Origin of the sequence: Luteimonas sp. TWI596 (genome assembly GCF_039674105.1) — a bacterium.
Lineage (GTDB): Bacteria > Pseudomonadota > Gammaproteobacteria > Xanthomonadales > Xanthomonadaceae > Luteimonas.
Genome location: NZ_JBDJMU010000037.1, coordinates 1 through 14,386, shown reverse-complemented (window position 1 = coordinate 14,386; position 14,386 = coordinate 1). Strand labels below are relative to the sequence as shown.

General features: G+C 66.6%; 14 protein-coding genes. 4 read left to right on the top strand and 10 right to left on the bottom strand.

Features of this window, described 5'->3' with window-relative positions; genetic code table 11:
* The 6 genes from ABE487_RS16955 to ABE487_RS16930 all read right to left on the bottom strand — a co-directional run.
* The coding region (locus ABE487_RS16955; RefSeq protein ID WP_346452739.1) for a leucine zipper domain-containing protein at positions 1–204 on the bottom strand (204 nt) is incomplete at its 3' end.
* 330 nt (positions 205–534) lie between these two features.
* Complete coding sequence (locus ABE487_RS16950) at positions 535–852, bottom strand: hypothetical protein (protein WP_346452740.1); 318 nt, start codon at positions 850–852, stop codon at positions 535–537.
* A 280-nt stretch (positions 853–1,132) separates the two neighbouring features.
* On the bottom strand, positions 1,133–1,579 hold the full coding sequence (locus ABE487_RS16945) for a hypothetical protein (RefSeq protein WP_346452741.1): 447 nt from the start codon (positions 1,577–1,579) through the stop codon (positions 1,133–1,135).
* Between the two features lie 10 nt (positions 1,580–1,589).
* Positions 1,590–2,528, bottom strand: a complete 939-nt coding sequence (locus tag ABE487_RS16940; protein WP_346452742.1) for a hypothetical protein — start codon at positions 2,526–2,528, stop codon at positions 1,590–1,592.
* A gap of 469 nt (positions 2,529–2,997) precedes the next feature.
* Positions 2,998–3,294: a hypothetical protein gene (locus ABE487_RS16935; RefSeq protein WP_346452743.1), complete on the bottom strand. Its 297-nt coding sequence runs from the start codon at positions 3,292–3,294 to the stop codon at positions 2,998–3,000.
* Between the two features lie 338 nt (positions 3,295–3,632).
* Positions 3,633–4,013 carry a tautomerase family protein gene (locus ABE487_RS16930; RefSeq protein WP_346452744.1) on the bottom strand — a complete coding sequence of 127 codons (381 nt, stop codon included), beginning with the start codon at positions 4,011–4,013 and terminating at the stop codon, positions 3,633–3,635.
* Positions 4,014–4,350: 337 nt separating this feature from the next.
* Here ABE487_RS16930 and ABE487_RS16925 point away from each other — a divergent pair, with 337 nt between their 5' ends.
* Complete coding sequence (locus ABE487_RS16925; protein WP_346452745.1) at positions 4,351–4,686, top strand: hypothetical protein; 336 nt, start codon at positions 4,351–4,353, stop codon at positions 4,684–4,686.
* A gap of 815 nt (positions 4,687–5,501) precedes the next feature.
* On the top strand, positions 5,502–6,653 hold the full coding sequence (locus ABE487_RS16920) for a cytochrome P450 (protein WP_346452746.1): 1,152 nt from the start codon (positions 5,502–5,504) through the stop codon (positions 6,651–6,653).
* Positions 6,654–6,701: 48 nt separating this feature from the next.
* Here ABE487_RS16920 and ABE487_RS16915 read toward each other — a convergent pair whose 3' ends face one another.
* The 4 genes from ABE487_RS16915 to ABE487_RS16900 form a co-directional block, all read right to left on the bottom strand.
* Positions 6,702–8,780: a C1 family peptidase gene (locus ABE487_RS16915; protein ID WP_346452747.1), complete on the bottom strand. Its 2,079-nt coding sequence runs from the start codon at positions 8,778–8,780 to the stop codon at positions 6,702–6,704.
* A 137-nt stretch (positions 8,781–8,917) separates the two neighbouring features.
* Entirely contained in the window at positions 8,918–9,700 is a 783-nt protein-coding gene (locus ABE487_RS16910; protein WP_346452751.1) for a 3-oxoacyl-ACP reductase, read from the bottom strand.
* Between the two features lie 393 nt (positions 9,701–10,093).
* A complete protein-coding gene (locus ABE487_RS16905) occupies positions 10,094–10,789 on the bottom strand; it encodes a DTW domain-containing protein (RefSeq protein ID WP_346452920.1) in 696 nt (231 codons plus the stop codon).
* A gap of 1 nt (position 10,790) precedes the next feature.
* Positions 10,791–11,282, bottom strand: a complete 492-nt coding sequence (locus ABE487_RS16900) for an Lrp/AsnC ligand binding domain-containing protein (protein WP_346449333.1) — start codon at positions 11,280–11,282, stop codon at positions 10,791–10,793.
* A gap of 152 nt (positions 11,283–11,434) precedes the next feature.
* Here ABE487_RS16900 and ABE487_RS16895 point away from each other — a divergent pair, with 152 nt between their 5' ends.
* Positions 11,435–12,751 (top strand): D-amino acid dehydrogenase, encoded by a 1,317-nt coding sequence (locus ABE487_RS16895; protein WP_346452749.1) that lies wholly within the window; start codon positions 11,435–11,437, stop codon positions 12,749–12,751.
* A 25-nt stretch (positions 12,752–12,776) separates the two neighbouring features.
* Complete coding sequence (alr, locus tag ABE487_RS16890) at positions 12,777–13,853, top strand: alanine racemase (protein ID WP_346452750.1); 1,077 nt, start codon at positions 12,777–12,779, stop codon at positions 13,851–13,853.
* The last annotated feature ends 533 nt before the right edge of the window (positions 13,854–14,386 follow it).

Genomic DNA, 14,386 nt, shown 5'->3' with positions numbered 1-14,386 from the left:
GGGGCACCGCGCGGGCCGGGAGTTGCGGTCCGCCAGCCCAGCCGCCCCTTCGCAGCGGAAGCGATCGAGCCACTTGTAGGCGGTACGCGGACTGACACCGCACGCCTGCGCGGCCTCTGCTACCCGCAATCCTTCTTGCAGGACCCGGCGCACGAGCAGCGCTCGACCATGGGGCGTCAATCGGGCATGTTTATGCAGGTTCATCCGGGGCTCCTGGGGCTGGGTTGGCTTCGTAACCCCCCATCTTCCAGAGACGCCCCGGATGAACAACCTACTGAAAGATCACATCTAGGGCCACCCCTAGATGGCGGAAAGACCTTTGTATGCTGCGCCCATCAGGCGGTCGCTGGAGGGCAAAGTCCACGCCGGCATCCGCGCCGTCAACGTGCCGGTGCCTGTGTACGCGCAGCGGTGCACTGCCCTTTGCCGTTGGACCATGCGACGAGACAGCAAGCGATCACTCCAAATCGGTGCGAGTGCCGCCCGACACCGATGCGACCCGCAGCACACAAAGCGGCTGCGGGCCGCGTTCGCTCAATGCAGATCGCTGCGATGGTCGCGCTGCCGCTTGGCGGCCCCACCCGCATGCACGTTGTACAGCGGTGGCACTTCCCGAACCCGAAGGCCGGGCGCGGGCTCGTCGTCGAGAGGTTGCGAGCTCACTTGCCGCATGATCGTGTGCGCGGCATCGGCGTCATTGAAGATGGTGGTGCCTGTGACAATCAGCGTGCCCGGCGCGAGCTCCCCGCCTTCACTGGCCATCAAATTGTCAGCTTCATCATTCCCGACTTTGTCCGTCGCAGCCGCTGCATTGTCCGGTCTACGCATGGGCGGCTTGGACGACTCGTCCAACAGATAATCGCTTCTTAGGTCTCGCCCCACACCCAGCGATACGCTGCGATATTACCCATCCTCAGACCGATAAAAAATAATTGCACGGCAACCGCCGACGTCGTTAATGGTGACTTACGCCATGCATGCGCGCAAGTCCAGCAAGGGCAATCCGGAGGCTCTGGCAAACTGAAGAAGCGCTGAGATAGCCACCATTACTTTCAATCAAGCGAGAAGCACCCTCGCTGATGCGGGCGGATCGTATGCTTTCGTGCTCGAATCCTTTGCAGCTCGAACAAAGCTACAGTTCCGCCGTTAGATTATGCTCGGCCTGAAAACAAACTTCGAAAGCCCTTAAACTCCCGTTCCGTTCAATCCAGCAATGCGCCGCTCTAGCAGCCTGAACTCGCGCATCCTGCTCCTTGACGCGCTCGAGAGCTCCGCTCTCATTTGCACGCCTGACGTATCTATCGAGACGTTCGAGATTGGCATCGTCTTTTATTGTTCGCGCACTTGTCGTGGCCAGAACCAGCGAGTTAGCGACGCGCAATGCAATTGCATCTATAGATTGGGTAGCAGACCGTTCGCGTCCATCAGCCAGGTAGAGGTACGATAACGCGTCGCCGAACTGTGAAACGTTGTAGTCGCCCGGGTAAACTCTTGATCCATTGAAAATCGCGTAGGCACCAAGAAACCCAACACCCAATCCGACCAGAGCACTAGATACCACGATCATCCATCTACTCATATCCGACTCCTTATGGCAACTGCACCCAATAGCACTCACTCAACTGCCCCATGGCATAGCCACAAATGAACCGAACGCTCCCACCGACACGATAGGTGATCTCATCAGCAGAAGGCGCGCCAGGCGTGACGACCACGTGGCCGCTTTCATCTCCAATACCAACCGCATCAATAGGAGCGCCCGTCGCCGTGAATCCCGTGCCTCCAATGTAGCGAACGGCACCGGGCGCAAGGATGTTTACTTGAAAGCAACCAATATCACCATTGGCGAAAGTCAAGCAAGCCGATGGGCCGCGTCCAAAGTAGCTTTTCAGGGCAGTGGCGAGCCCACCGATTGCACCTAGGCTGCCGCTATTCCAGGCAGGGTTGGCAGTCGTCAAAGCAGTTCGAATTGCCGCATCAAGTGCACTGGGATACTCATTGTATCCTGAATTAAAACTGTCAAAATACCCCAATGAATCGCTAGGATTGAAGAATACCTGATCTCTAGAGATTCGCACTAGAGCTTGGAATTGCAGCGTTTCGGCTGGAGACGCCCCCAAGATAGTCGCCGACCCGCTCCCGCCATCCATGGAAGAAATTCTTGATCTGGCAATCTCCCTATCAGAGGGGACCATCATCACACTTGTCGGCACCGAATCAAACCCAGCTAAAGCAATCCGACGGCTCTTAGGCTGAGAGTCAGCGCCTCGATCAATCGAATCTGGCTCACTCCAAATTACTTGACCATCCGGAGTAAAGACGGTCTCCACCCAAACAAATTGCTCGGTATTAGGGTTTGCTACCGCCCAGACCATCCAGCCAGCACGGCTTCCATGACGCGCTTGTGCCGCGTACTCAAACTGCGAAGAAGATACACAGTTACCGCAAATTATCCATTCTGAAGCATTAACTTTCCCGCCCACGAAAAAGCCAGAAGCACAAATAATGATCGCACACAAAAATTTCATATAAACATCCTTGTTGAATTAGCTCAGCCCAACGAATACCGACATCCACCCGGCCACTAAAACTTAGTTCAAAAATCGTTGGACATTAGAACAAATCAGATCACCACTGACGAACCACAAATATTTACATTAATCAATCACACAAGCAAAGTCAATGCTTACTCTATGACGTCATAGCCAGAATCAAATTTTCTCAGCGCTTCTCCTTGTGGATTTTGCTCTTCTAAGGCGAACACGGCCTAGAAGTGTAGAGCCAACAGGTTGTTCACGAGTATCGAGAATCTGGAGATAGCGAGTTGTATCCGAGGCTGGCATGGGTGGATGCCAGTTGCAGATGTGAAGCCAGTTGGGCACTCGGCGGCCCGTTGCACGATGCGGCGGGACACCGAGCGATCACTCCGAACCAGTGAGAGTGAGCCAAACACTGGTGCGACCCGCAGCACGCAACGCGGCTGCGGACCGCGTTCGCTCAATGCAGATCGCTGCGATGGTTGCGCTGCCGCTTGCCGGCCCCACCCGCATGCACGTTGTAAAGCGGCGGTACCTCCCGAACCCGAAGTCCCGGCGCGGGCTCGTCATCGAGAGGTTGCGAGCTTATCTGTCGCATGATCGTGTGCGCGGCATCGGCGTCATTGAAGATGGTGGTGCCGGTCACAATCAAAGTGCCCGGCGCGAGCTCCCCGCCTTCACTGGCCATCAACAGGTCGCCTTGCGCCGTCAGCTGATCGAGCAGCCGGTTCACTTCGTCGAGCTGATCGAGCGTCACGCCGAACGCGTAGTCGTGGTCAACGAACGTGCCCGGTTCGTCCGAGCCGACGGGAACGCCGCATCCGAACTGCTGGCTTCATCGCCGTCCTCGGCTTCCTCCCTCGCAGGCGCCGTCACGCCCGGCCTGTGCCGGACATTCGGTTCGGACAACTCGTCCATCACAACTGCACCTGCTCGGCCAGCATCTCGAGGTAACTCGACAGCGCCGGGGTATCGATCGGAGGCCCGTTTTCCCACTCGCCAATGCGAGGCTTCGACAGGCGCACCAGCAATTCGCGACGGGCACGCCCCCAGCAAGCGCCGAGCACGCCGCGGCGCGTGATAACGCCGCCAACCTCAGGGCGCGTACTGCGCCTCGCCGTTTCCGAACGACCAGTCCTCTTTCTTGACCTCGACCAGGCTGATGAACACATCCTCGGGCCGTAGGCCGACCTGGGCGCGCAAGCCGTCGGCGATCGCGCGATACAACGCCCGTTTTTGCTCCAGGCTGCGGCCTTCATTCCAGGTGATCTGGATGGCGATGAAGTCATCGGTCCGATCAATCCCAAGATAGCTCCGATCGAACACCAGGCCGTCTTCGTCATGCTCCTGGATGACCTGGAAGCGGTCGTCGCTGGGTACGCCCACGCCGGCCAACGCCTCGTGGACCGCTCGCCCGATCCGTTGCCGCTCCTCGGCGCTCCGTCCCCTGCGCAGGTCGATACGAACGAACGGCATGGCAACCTCCGGGGTCATTGGCGGCGTGAGGCAGCAGTGTACGCCGGTGCATCGGGGTGATTGCCGATACCGCGGCTGCACGATCAACGGTCGACAGCCCAACCGGACCGCGAAGTGCGGCAGGCGTACACATGTCGGGGGCGGCACCTGCCACGTTAACGCCGCCACTGGCGCAGCGTGCGCACCACATGCCACGCTGCCTGCGCTCGCTTATCGGACGGCGCACCTGCGAGGGCCAGCAAGCGCACGCAGGTAGCGATTCACCATCCAGCGCTCGCTCGCCGCGCTTTGTCCGACGCGCCGCTTTGTGGTTGTATCTGTCCAAGGAGACGATGCCATGTCGACACTGCGCCCCCTGCTGAATCTGTTCGGCCGCCCTTACGACGACGACGAGGTCATCCGCTCGTTGGCGACCCTGCCGCCGCACAAGGCACAACGCCCGAGCGACGGCAGTCAGTACGTCGTATCCAAGGCCGGCGGGTTCGAATTGATGTTCGAAGATCCGAACACCCGAGGCGCGGGGCATCGCCAGCACCGGACACTCGCGGCAGTGTTCCTTTTCAACGCGGGTGTGGATGGCTACTCACGTTATGCAGGCACCATTCCCTTTGGCTTTTCCTTGGACGACACACGCTCGGCACTGATCGCCAGGCACCCACCTGACCTGACCTGACCTGGTCCATTGGGGCCGGGCGTGTCCCTGTCGACCATCCCGACCCCAGCCATGACCAATGGCGGATCGATGGACTGGCCATCAGCGTCGATTACGACGGCGACCACGAGGCGATTCGCCGCATCACCTTTGCGCTGCCTACCCAGATCCCCGACATCGAACCCGAATGGACGCCGCCCGATACATGGGAAACCCTCGCCTTGTTGCCGGGCCGCAAGCTCGAAGCGATCCAGCTCTACCGGGAGGAACACGGGGGCAGCATGGCGGATGCCAAGGCAGCCGTCGAACGCTTAGCGGCGTCGCGGACATGACGCTTGGTCAACGGGCACCTGTTGCGAAGCATTGCCCCCTCGGCACCGTATGGAATCACGTTGGCGATGGCCCACGCGCGCTGCGACTGGAACCCGGAGCCCGGGCCCCGGCCGGTCCTCAGGCCCGAAGCGCCAGGCGATTGCACGCAACCAAAAACTGTGCCTAGACTGCCGGCGCGGATCGCGGCGCTTGTGGGGGAACATGCGCAGACGCATCGGTTCGCGCTAGGACAGTTGGAACGCAACGGGTGTCGGTCTGTTCCGCGGTCGGTTCGCGGTCGTATCGGCGGCTTGCCCCGTTGTTCTCGATCTCATGACGACACAAGGAGATAGGATCATGAAGCGTTTCGTGCGTTCGGTGCTGCGTACCGGGTCTGGCCGCCAGAAGGCCGTGTGGAAGTACGCCTACCTCTGGCCGAATATCTATCTGGGCTGAGTCGCGCGTCGACACTGCGCCGCGCAGCTTCGTGCTGCGCGGCGTTTGTTTTATGGAGAAGGACATCCATGCTCGACAAGCTCCCCGCCGTGGGCCGATTCCTGGGCGGCCGCGTCGCCGACGACGCCGGTTGGCGGCGCATGCAGGCGTTGCTGCGCAAGTGCGAACGCCGGCCGGTCTACCGCGCCTGGATCGGTGATGTGGTGGTGTGCGATGCCACGCTGGCGCGCCGGGCCTTGCTCGACAGCGATAACTGCCTGGCGCGCGAGCCGAGCGTGTGGCAGTTCGGCGACAAGCAGCGGGTGCCGGCCGCCACCGTCACCGAACTCAACCGTTGGCTGCACGGCGTCGCTGCCCGGCACGATGTCGATGCGGCAGCGCGTGTGGCGGTCGTGTCGCTCGCGGCGGCCTCGGGCGATCTGCATCGCACTGCCCTGCTGGCCGCGCTCGATTCGGTCGCCAGCATGCTGGGGTTCGACTGCAATCCCGAGTTGGCGGCTGCGGTCCGCGTGTACATCGGCGATGTCTTCCACGCCAAGCTCGTCGGCGGGCAACTCGATGCTGCCCAGCGTGCACGCGCCGAAGGACTGGCGTCGCGGGTCGCGGCGATGCTCACGACCTGCGATGCCGAGCTGCCGGCGGTGTTGCGCGCCGATGGTGTGCTGACCGGCGCGGCGCGCGGCGAGGTCTATCTGCACGCCGTGCTGTCGGTGGTCGGCGCGTCGGGCGTGATGTTGGCGTGGCTCGCGTGCGTCTTGCACATGGACGCGGTGGCCGGCATCGACACCTCCGCCGAGGCGCGTGCCCGTGTGTTCACTTGCAAGCCCGAGCATGTCGCACTGGAACTGCTGCGGCTGTGGCCGCCGGCCTCGGCGCATGGCCGGCGCGTGCTCAAGGACCATCAGGTCGGGCCGGTCAAGGCGCTGCGCGATGACGACCTGGTGATTCCGGTGTTCGTCCTGCATCGGCATCGTGACGCCTGGCCCGATGCACGCGCCTTCGCGCCACAGCGCTGGCAGGAGGACCCGCGGCCGGCGGCGTTCATGCCCTTTTCGGCGGGCCCCGGCGCGTGCATCGGCTCGCAGTTCGAGATCCGTTGGCTGGCGGCCGTGGTGCGGCACGCCGCGGCTCTGGGCAGCCTGCAACTCGTCCAGCTCGGCAGGTCGCCGTGCGCGAACACGATGTTCTCGCCGCCGCGATCCCAGCTCGAGGCGCCTTGAGCATCGCCGGCCTCCGAGGAGCGACGCGGTGATGCGCCCCGCTCTCGTCTAGCGCCGCACCGGCGCAGTATCCAACGCCTCGCACAGCCGGTTGCGGGTGTCCTCCAGCCCGGACTCGGTCCGATGGATGCGCACCGGGGCGCGGCCGTCGCGGCGGCCGAGGATGCGGCACACGGTGGCCTGCAGGGTTTCGGGGTCGTTGTCGAAGTCGCCGTGACGGGTCGCCGCACTGCCGTCGGCGACGGTGGCGGGCGGCTCGCGGGCCGGGGACTGGATCCAGTCCAGCCGATCGGTGGCCAGCAGGTCGCGGATGCCGGCGTGGGCCTCGATGAAGCGGGCCATGCCCAGCAATGGCGTGCCATGGCGATGCTCGCTGCGCACCCAACTGCGCGCACGCGCCTCGAAGGCATGGGCCACGAGGTACAGCAGGGACTTGTTGTAGATGCGTGCGCAATGGTCGTCCTGCTCGGCACGATCGGTCAGCGTGAACAGCGCGGCGTGGCCAATGCGTTCGTTCTGCAGCGCCGGCAGGAAGGTCTGCTCGAACAGGGCCATGGTCATCGCCGGCGCCCATAGCGTGAGGCTGGCGATGCGCTGGCCGATGCCCTGCATCGTGGCGGCCGGGCCGTCTTCGACGCGGCCGTCGCTGGTCAGCAGTTGCGCCAGCGGCGCCAGCAGTACGGCCCCGGCACTGTGGCCGACCAGGTGCAGTTCCACATCGGGGTCGGCCTGCATCCATTCGCCCAGGAGGCGGGCGACCTGGGCCGCGCCGCCGGCTTCGGTGATTGCCTCGCCGCTGCGCACGACGGCGTTGGTCGCCAGCAGCGCGTTCTCCTTCATCTCGTCCCACAGCGCCTTGCCGCCCAGGGCGCGGGCCAACGGTTCGATGGTGTCGTCGACGCGGTCGAGCAGCAGGCCCTTGGCACGGTCCATCAGGCCCTCGGTGCGCGAGCGCACGGCATCGCGCAGCAGGTTGCCCAGCGTGCTCCAGAAGCCGGTCTTCCAGACGAAGCACAGCGGGTAGACCTGCTGCGGCAGCATCAGCTCGCGCAGGTCGGCGACGCGCTGGATGGCGGCCTCCTCGGGCACCAGGCCGCCGTGCGCATAGAGCGCGATGCGCTTCTTGGGCCAGTCGCGGGTGATGCGCGGCAGGTCGTCGCGCACGAGGTTGCGCACCGCCTCCTGGCCGGTGCCGAAGCGGCCGGTCGTGCGCAGGCGGCCGTCGTTGCCGAGGCTGACGATGTGCGGGCGCAGGTCGGCCTGGGCATAGCTGTTGGACTGGCGGGCCAGGAACGAATTGCTGGTGGCCGTGGCCTGGACGCGTTGCAGGCGCACCGGCACGGCCAGCCGCGCCACCCAGACATCGGTGCCGCGCTGCAACCACTCGTCGTAGCTCACCCAGCCGTAGCCGCGCCGGCCCCAGCGCGTGCCCCAGGAGTTCTGCAGCCAGAAGCCGTCACGGTCGTAGCCGACGATCGCGAACGCATGCCAGCCGGCGATCGGTTGCTCGGCCCAGGTGATGACGCCGGTGGCCGGTGGCGCGAGCCAGCCGTCGTGCACGGCGGCCGAGGCGTAGAGCACGCCGGCCTCGGCGAACGCGGCGTGCATCGCCACCAGGTCCTTGTGGTTGACGCGGTAATAGGCGCCGAGCGGATGCTCCTGCGCGGCCCGGGCGCGTTCCTCGGTGTAGACCTCGTGCAGCGGCCCGGGGCGCGCCGGCCAGCACTCTTCGGCGCAGACGCCGTGGCGGTGCCAGCCCTTCATCGCGCCCCGGCAGCTCGAGCCGGTGTAGTCCTCGCCCTCCCATTCGTCGTAGCGGCGCGCCATGTCGTAGAGCATGCGCGTGCTCACCCGCCGAGTGACCGGCTCGGGCCGGCGGCGGCGCAGCAAGGTGTGGGCCACGGTGGCCAGGCCGTAGGCGGTGCAGGCGCCGTCGCTGCGCTGGTCGAGCACGGGGACCTTCAGCGCGAGGAAGTGCGCGAGCGGCATCTCCGAGGGCACGTCGACCAGCGTGGGCTCGAACATGCGGTCGCGGAAGTCGGCGGTGTCGGGCCGGGCGTCGAACAGCCGCGGCGTCGCCGCTGTCGTCCGAGGCGCCTTGCCGGCGCGGGTCGTCGTGGTCGCCATGCTGCCTCCTGCGTGCCTGCGTCGAACGCGGCCGATGCCTGCCACCGGCCTTGGCGGATCCCCGGCTGCAGTGTGCACCGGTTGTGTGTCGCCGTCGCGGCAGCGTGCGCGAGGGCAGTCGCATCGGCCGCGACCGATCAGTCCTTGACCAGGCCGCCGTCGACGACGAGGTTCTGGCCGGTGACAGCGCGCGCCCACGGCGAGGCGAAGAACAGCACCGCGTCGGCGAATTCGCCCGGCGTGGTCACGCGGCGCAGCGGCGTGCTGGCCGCGATCAGGTCGAACACCGCCTCGGGGGTTGCGGCGCTCGCATCGGTGGTCCGCAGCAGGCCGCCGGAGAGCATGTTCACGGTGATGCCGTGCGGGCCGAGATCGGCGGCCATCGTGCGCGTGAGCGAGAGCAGCGCGGCCTTGGCGGCGGTGTAGTCGTGGTACGGCACGACCGGGTTCTGGAACAGGTTGGTGCCGATGTTGATCACACGCCCGAACCCACGCGCGCGCATGCCGGGCACGGCGGCCTGGAGGGTATTGAGCGCCCCGCGCACGCTGCCTTCGAACTGCGCGGAGAAGCGCGCCCAGTCGATCGTCTCGCCGTGCGGGCGGGCATCGCCGTCGAACGCGAAATCGATGAGCGCGTTGTTGACCACGGTGGTCACCGGCGCACCGAACCGCGCGTGCGCCTGCTCGAACAGCGCGGCGACCTGCGTGGGATCGGTGACATCGGCCCGCAGCGCCAGCGCGCGCTCGGGACCGAATTCGTCCTGCAGCGCCTGCGCGGCCGCAGCACTGCGGAAATGATTGACCACCACGCGCGCGCCCTGGCCCAGGAACGCGCGCACGATCGCGGCCCCCAGGCCGCGGGCACCACCGGTGACGAGGACGATCTGGTCGGAGAGCGGGAGGGACATCGGCACATCCATCAAGGCGAGAATAGTCGGCAAGCATGCCATTGCTGCGCGGTTTCAAGGCGTGCGCGAACCGTGCAGCGAAGAGCGAAAAGCCCCCCATCCCAACCTTCCCCCGCAAGCGGGGGAAGGAGTAGTCGTGCGCGCCTTAAGTAAGCCGCGGGTCGGCGCATTGTTCGTCCCAGCGCGCGGTAAGACGTCAGCGACGCCGCGTCGCATGGTCACCTCCCCCACGCGTGGGGAGGTCGGGCTTCCGCAATCTCATGCAGGGCCTTGTCTCACCTCCCCCACGCGTGGGGGAGGTCGACACGCGCAGCGTGGCGGGTGGGGGCACGGGGCTGCCGCGATGACGTCTCCGCATCAATACGCGTGCGGGCAGAACGCCCCACGTCATGCGCCGTCCACGACTTATCTTTCCGGAGCCCCGGCTTCGCCCGTAGCCTCGGCATCCGCCGACACCCCCGCCCCGCCCGCCTCCCGCGTTGCCTGCGCCGCGATCTGCCCGTCAACCATCGCGTCGAACGGTGCGAGCAGCGCCTCGAAGCCGCCGCCAGGCTCGAGCAGGTCGAGCGCGGTGGCGATGGCTTCGATAGTCGCGAGTGCATGCGGTTCGCGGGCGCGGCGCACGCGGTAGCGCGAGCGTCGGTCCGGCGCGAGGGCCAGCCGCGGCAGCGCGGCGAGCGCAGGGTTCAGGCGCAGCAGGCGACGGGCGGTGCGCCAGGTGCCGTCCGGAACGACGAGCAGTGTCTGCGTGCCCTCGCCTGCCGCTGTCCAGGCCTCGGGATCGACGGCGGCCTCGCCCGGAAACAGCAGCAGCGCACGCACGCCGGGCGCCTCGAGCCAGGCCGGCAGTTCGGCGAAGCGCTCGCCCACCCACAGCGTGGCTTGGCGCAAGCCAAGCGCGGCCAGCCGCGCAGTGTTGAGCGGATGCGCGGCCTCGTCGGGATGCTGCAGTACGAGAACACGGCTGCGACTGGGCAGATCGGGGATCCACGCGCACAGGCAATGCGAGACCGGGCGCAGGCAGCGGAGGCAGCTTAGGCGGGCCATGGCGCGAGGTGCGGCGGCGTCGGGAGACCGGTGGGCGGACGCGCCGCCTGCCATCTCAGTCGGGGATCGCCAGCGCCAGCGTCTCCTTGATTTCCTCCATCACGATATAGCTGCGCGATTCGCGCACATGCGGCAGCGTCAGCAGGCTGTTGCCGAGCAGTTCGCGATAAGCGGCCATCTCCGGGATGCGGGCCTTGATCAGGTAGTCGAAATCGCCCGACATCAGGTGGCATTCGAGCACGTTGGGCACGCGCAGGGCCGCGCGGCGGAACTCCTCGAAGATGTCGGCCGACTTGTAGGCCAGGCCGATCTGCACGAACACCAGCAGGCCAGCCTTCAACCGCGCCGGATCGAGCCGGGCGTGGTAGCCCTGGATCACACCCTCGCGCTCGAGCCGGCGGACGCGTTCGGTGCACGGCGTCGTCGACAGGCCGACCCGTTCGCCGAGCTCGGTAAACGAGATGCGCGCATCCGCCTGCAGGATGCGCAGGATGCGCGCGTCGATGCGGTCGAGCGGGCGGCTGCGGGGGGTGCGCGGGACGGGCATGAAAACTCCGGGCAAGAGCGATGCGCGACAGGACAATCCGCCATGAACCACGCCTCAAAACAGCGGAATCGCCTATCGGGCCGCCACTATACTGCGCGGATTGCGTGCCGGTCGCGCCCTGCGTCGGCGAAATGTCTTGCGGAGTGGCGCACATGCGCGTGGTGGTGCTGGGGAGCGGTGTGATCGGCGTGACGAGCGCCTGGTATCTGGCGCGTGCCGGATTCGAGGTGACGGTGGTCGACCGGGCGAATGGTCCGGCCTGCGAGACCAGCCATGCCAACGCCGGACAGATCTCGCCCGGCTATGCGTCGCCGTGGGCGGCGCCGGGCGTGCCGTTCAAGGCGATCCGCTGGTTGATGCAACGTCACGCGCCGCTGGCGATCCGGCTCACGTCCGATCCCCAGCAGTACCTGTGGCTGGCGCAGATGCTGCGCAACTGCACTGCCGCGCGCTACGCGGTGAACAAGGAACGGATGGTGCGGCTGGCCGAGTACAGCCGCGACTGCCTGGACGCGCTGCGCGCCGAGACCGGCATCGCCTACGAGGAACGCCAGTTGGGGACGCTGCAGGTCTTCCGCACCCAGGCGCAGCTCGACCACGCCGGACGCGACACCGCGGTGCTCGACCAGGCCGGCGTCCCCTACGAGCTGCTCGACCGCGCCGGCATCGCGCGCGTGGAACCGGCGCTGGCCCGTGTCGCCGACCGCCTGACCGGCGCGCTGCGCCTGCCCGACGACCAGACCGGCGATTGCCGGCTGTTCACCGAGCGGCTGACCGAACTGGCGCGCAACGAAGGCGTGACGTTCCGCTTCGGACAGACGATCGAGCGCATCGAGGGCAGCGGCGACCGGGTCGACGGCATGCGCATCGATGGCCGCCTGGAACGCTTCGACCGCTATGTCATGGCGCTGGGCAGTTGGTCGCCGGCCCTGCTGCGGCCGCTGGGCCTGGACGTGCCGGTGTATCCGCTCAAGGGCTATTCGCTGACGATCCCGATTCGCGACCCGGCGATGGCGCCGGTCTCCACGGTGCTCGACGAAAGCTACAAGGTCGCGATCACCCGCTTCGACACCCGCATCCGCGTCGGCGGCATGGCCGAGGTCGCCGGTTTCGACATGCGCCTGGATCCGCGCCGGCGCGCGACGCTGGAAAAAGTGGTCGGCGACCTGTACCCGCACGGCGGCGACCTCGCAGCGGCCGACTTCTGGACTGGCCTGCGGCCAGCCACGCCCGACGGCACACCGGTGGTCGGCGCCACCCGCTATCGCAACCTGTTCCTCAATACCGGCCACGGCACGCTGGGCTGGACGATGGCCTGCGGCTCGGGCCGCTACTTGGCCGACCTGATGGCGATGCAACCGACCGCGATCCGCGGCGACGGACTCGACCTCTCCCGCTACGGACACGCGCGGGACACTGCGTCGCGGTCGGACACGTGCAGCGTCGCAGGCGCGACAATGGCGCGCTGATTTCCCCCGCAGCAAGGACACCGCAATGCGCCCCGCTCGCGCGCTGATCGACCTCGACGCCCTGCGCCACAACTACCGACTCGCCCGCCGCCTCAGTGGCGGCAAGACCCTGGCGGTGATCAAGGCCGATGCCTACGGCCATGGCGCGGTGCGCTGCGCGCAGGCACTGTCGAGCGACGCCGACGGGTTCGCGGTCGCGTTCCTCGAAGAAGCGCTGGCGTTGCGCGAAGCCGGCATCACCGCGCCGATCCTGCTGCTGGAGGGCGTGCTCGCCGCCGACGAGCTGCCGCTGGTCGCGAAGCACGATCTATGGATGGTCGTCCACGCGTCCTGGCAGGTCGAGGCACTCGCGCGCACCTCGCTGCCGCGGCCGCTGGACGTGTGGCTCAAGCTCGACTCGGGCATGCATCGGGTCGGCATCGATCCCGATGCCTACGCCGACACTTGGCACCGGCTGCGCGCGCTGCCGCAGGTCGGCCGTCTGGTGAAGATGAGCCACTTCTCGCGTGCCGACGAGCCCGACCAGCCGCGCACGCGCGAGCAGATCGCCACGTTCGCCGCGGTCACCGCCGAGCTGCCGGGCGAGACCAGCCTGTGCAACTCCCCCGCCCTGCTCGCCTGGCCGCAGGCACGCGGCGACTGGGCGCGTGCGGGGCTGATGATGTATGGCGCGTCGCCGTTCGCGCCCGGCCATCCGGCCGCGGCGCAGCTGCAGCCGGTGATGACGCTCGAATCGCAGGTCATCGCGGTGCGCGAGCTGCCAGCCGGCGAGCCCGTGGGCTACGGCGGCACGTTCGTCACGCCGCAGCCCACGCGTGTGGGCGTGGTGGCAATGGGCTATGCGGACGGCTATCCGCAGTTCGCCGTCGCCGGCACGCCGGTCGCGATCGACGGGCGGCCGGGCCGGCTGATCGGCCGAGTGTCGATGGACATGCTCACCGTCGACCTGACCGAGCATCCGCAAGCCGGCGTCGGCAGTCGTGTCGAACTGTGGGGCCGCCAGGTCCCGGCCGGCGAGGTCGTCGCGCGCAGCCAGACGAGTGCGTACCGGCTGCTGTGCGGCGTCAAGCGCGTGCCGCTGGTGTCGATCGCGGAACGCTGACGGCGCTTGCCCCCACCCGGCGCGCGCTGCGCGCCGACCTCCCCCGCGAGCGGGGGAGGTGATTCCGCGCTTGGCCCCTTCCCCCGTTTTTTACGGAGGAAGGCTGGGATGGGGGCCGCGTTCCGCGACAAGCACTTACCCCCACCCGGCGCCTTCGGCACCGACCTCCCCTCGAGCGGAGGAGGTGATTCCGCGCATCCTCTCAGGCGGTCGAGGTGTTCTCGTGCAATGAAGGCTTTTGGCCCCTTCCCCCGTTTTTACGGGGGAAGGCTGGGATGGGGGCCCTGTCCGCGACAAGCGCTTGCCCCCACCCGGCGCGCAGTGCGCACCGACCTCCCCGCGAGCGGGGGAGGTGATTCCGCGCACCGCCTCAGGCGTGGGGGGTGTTCTCGCGCGATGAGGGCTTTTGGCCCCTCCCCCCGTTTTTTGGTTCTTCGCAGATTAGCGGGGAGTCCTTTGCCAGCCACCGTTACGCTTGATGCCTGATTCCAGGGCGCAAGGGTGAGGGGATGTTCGACCGGAAGACGATCAAG

Bases quoted from the DNA above. Each gene is read 5' to 3' on its own strand.
- ABE487_RS16945 (WP_346452741.1), bottom strand. From the start codon at position 1,579: ATGAGTAGATGGATGATCGTGGTATCTAGTGCTCTGGTCGGATTGGGT.
- ABE487_RS16940 (WP_346452742.1), bottom strand. From the start codon at position 2,528: ATGAAATTTTTGTGTGCGATCATTATTTGTGCTTCTGGCTTTTTCGTG.
- ABE487_RS16930 (WP_346452744.1), bottom strand. From the start codon at position 4,013: ATGCCGTTCGTTCGTATCGACCTGCGCAGGGGACGGAGCGCCGAGGAG.
- ABE487_RS16925 (WP_346452745.1), top strand. From the start codon at position 4,351: ATGTCGACACTGCGCCCCCTGCTGAATCTGTTCGGCCGCCCTTACGAC.
- ABE487_RS16920 (WP_346452746.1), top strand. From the start codon at position 5,502: ATGCTCGACAAGCTCCCCGCCGTGGGCCGATTCCTGGGCGGCCGCGTC.
- ABE487_RS16915 (WP_346452747.1), bottom strand. From the start codon at position 8,780: ATGGCGACCACGACGACCCGCGCCGGCAAGGCGCCTCGGACGACAGCG.
- ABE487_RS16910 (WP_346452751.1), bottom strand. From the start codon at position 9,700: ATGGATGTGCCGATGTCCCTCCCGCTCTCCGACCAGATCGTCCTCGTC.
- ABE487_RS16905 (WP_346452920.1), bottom strand. From the start codon at position 10,789: ATGGCAGGCGGCGCGTCCGCCCACCGGTCTCCCGACGCCGCCGCACCT.
- ABE487_RS16900 (WP_346449333.1), bottom strand. From the start codon at position 11,282: ATGCCCGTCCCGCGCACCCCCCGCAGCCGCCCGCTCGACCGCATCGAC.
- ABE487_RS16895 (WP_346452749.1), top strand. From the start codon at position 11,435: ATGCGCGTGGTGGTGCTGGGGAGCGGTGTGATCGGCGTGACGAGCGCC.
- alr (WP_346452750.1), top strand. From the start codon at position 12,777: ATGCGCCCCGCTCGCGCGCTGATCGACCTCGACGCCCTGCGCCACAAC.